Source organism: Vibrio sp. 10N.247.310.23 (assembly GCF_041467155.1).
Classification (GTDB): domain Bacteria; phylum Pseudomonadota; class Gammaproteobacteria; order Enterobacterales; family Vibrionaceae; genus Vibrio; species Vibrio crassostreae_C.
On record NZ_JBFSTZ010000082.1, the window covers coordinates 1 to 2,103 of the forward strand.

Sequence of the window (2,103 nt, forward strand, 5' to 3'; positions counted from 1 at the left end):
TTACTACCGTTTTTGTTTTTAGTTCCCGCTAATCCGCGATGAACCATAAAAAAGGGCTGATGTTTGCACATCAACCCTTTGCTGTTTGTTGGTATCGGTTTTACTTTTTGATGCTCAGTAAAGTACCTGACTTACATCTAAACGAGTAGTAGCTACGGCTCTCGTTGAATTTGCCTAAGCCTTCGCCGTCACAGTAGTCGATATTGATGTCACGCATCACTTCTAGTGTGTCTTCGCTTTTCAGAGCGAATTTAGAGCCATCAGAGCAGACAATACGCACTCTTTCATCATGGCTTACTGAGTAAATATCGACTTCGGTGTTACACAGCTCAAAAGAGGCTTCACGAAAGTTGTCTTGATGTGTATTTGAAGCGCAACCTGCAGTCAGTGTTGCTGCGAAAACTGCCAAAAGTCCGAGTCTTTTCATTGTTAATCCTTCGCTATCATCAGATTGATTGATGAGTTTTATATGCTATTTTCAGGTAGCCTATACAACAACACGCTTTGGTTCAAGGAGCGCTCGTTGACTCTAAGATATAAAAGTATAGATGTAGACAGATAATTTATAATTGGCTAACTGCATGTTTATCCAATACGTATCACCAATAAAAAAGACCAACACTGAGGTTGGCCTTTCAAAATCAAGCTTGTTTTAAATGACTATCGAAACTGTTTGGCTTCTGGAAGGAATTCAAAACCAGCAGACGCAAGTTTAGCGATCAATGCTGCTTTGTCGATCTCGTAGAAGTTGACCACTCGATCTATATCACCGCCGAAGTCGTCACGTAGCTTCATGTTGACGATGCTCATCAACATTACAGGATCCATTTTTTCAAAATTAGCGAGGTTCATATTAGTCCTCGAAATCTGAGATCAGCAGGTTTGCAGCGGCAAAGGCTGCACGCTCACGCGCTTCTTTAGGAAGAGATTCGTCTGCAGCAAGGTCATTCAATGTTTTTACCGCGCAGGTGATCGCTTTCGGGATATAGCCTTGGTCGCCACTGCCAATTTGAGAATACAGTTCACGCACCAAATCACAACAATCGTATACTTTCATTTTTATACCTAACCAAATGATAACTGATCTCAATATACACATAGAGATAAGCAAAAACAAAGTGGATCTGATTAAGTTCAGAGTTAGTTTGTTCTTGCTCAATATCTCATTCTGTTGATGCTCAACGTATCACTTGCTAGCTTGCCAATTAGCCGGATATTGACCGCTTAACCAGATATTTGCTGTTCAAGTTGATAAGTCACTTCATCAGCAAGGTTGAGTTGTTTGGCTAACTCTTTGAGGTACGCCTTTTCCATGAAGTTCTGTTCGTCGGCTACGATCAAAGAGGCTAAGTAGATTTCGCTGGCTTGTTGCGGTGATGTCGCGAGTTGAGCGATTTCACTTGGATCGAGTGGTTTGTGCAACTCTTCAGACACCAATTTAGTCAGTTGATAATCGGCACCCATGTTCTCGACGGCTTGTTCAATCTTAGCCATCTCTTCTTCATCGACATGGCCATCGGCTTTGGATGCGGCAATCATTGATCTGAGAATCAGTACGCTATGGTTTGAGTCGTTCTCATCAAATTTAGCTTGCTCGGCATTCGGTGTTTGGCCTTGTTTAGATTGGTAGTCGTTGTAGACCTTGTAAGCGAGAGCGCCCAGAGCTGCTGCGCCACCAATACCTGCGGCTTTCTTACCCATTTTCTTGGTTTTATTAGAACCCATTAATGCACCTAATAGCCCGCCACCAACAGCGCCTGCACCGAAGGCTCCGAGTGTACTTTTACTGCTACTCTTGCCATTGTTGCCTTGAGAAAGGTCACTTAAACTTGAAGACCCTTGTGAAAGTTTCTGAGTGCCTTGTTTAACGAGATCTGACTTAAGTGCTTGGTTAAGTAAGCTTTTGATATCCATCGATACCTCCAATGGTGAGCATGTCCAAAAAGTTGATGACACCAATATACGGATTTGAAGATGAACAGGGGATTAACTTACGTTATTTACTCTACTGATAAATAGAAGGGACTTTGAAGGGAAAAAATAGGCATAAAAAAGGTTCATCGCGGCTTTCCGGGGAAAGCCGCTTTTATCTTCAAGAAGAAG

Annotated in this window: 4 protein-coding genes; all 4 read right to left on the reverse strand. The window is 42.4% G+C overall.

The annotated features are described in order from the left end of the window. Positions 1-100: 100 nt before the first annotated feature. Complete coding sequence (locus AB6D93_RS23880) at positions 101-427, reverse strand: hypothetical protein (RefSeq protein WP_102333905.1); 327 nt, start codon at positions 425-427, stop codon at positions 101-103. A gap of 233 nt (positions 428-660) precedes the next feature. Then, complete coding sequence (locus AB6D93_RS23885; RefSeq protein ID WP_029235125.1) at positions 661-852, reverse strand: DUF4250 domain-containing protein; 192 nt, start codon at positions 850-852, stop codon at positions 661-663. A 1-nt stretch (position 853) separates the two neighbouring features. After that, on the reverse strand, positions 854-1,057 hold the full coding sequence (locus tag AB6D93_RS23890; RefSeq protein ID WP_008222923.1) for a YaeP family protein: 204 nt from the start codon (positions 1,055-1,057) through the stop codon (positions 854-856). A 167-nt stretch (positions 1,058-1,224) separates the two neighbouring features. Next, a complete protein-coding gene (locus AB6D93_RS23895) occupies positions 1,225-1,914 on the reverse strand; it encodes a tellurite resistance TerB family protein (protein WP_102333904.1) in 690 nt (229 codons plus the stop codon). Positions 1,915-2,103: the final 189 nt, after the last annotated feature.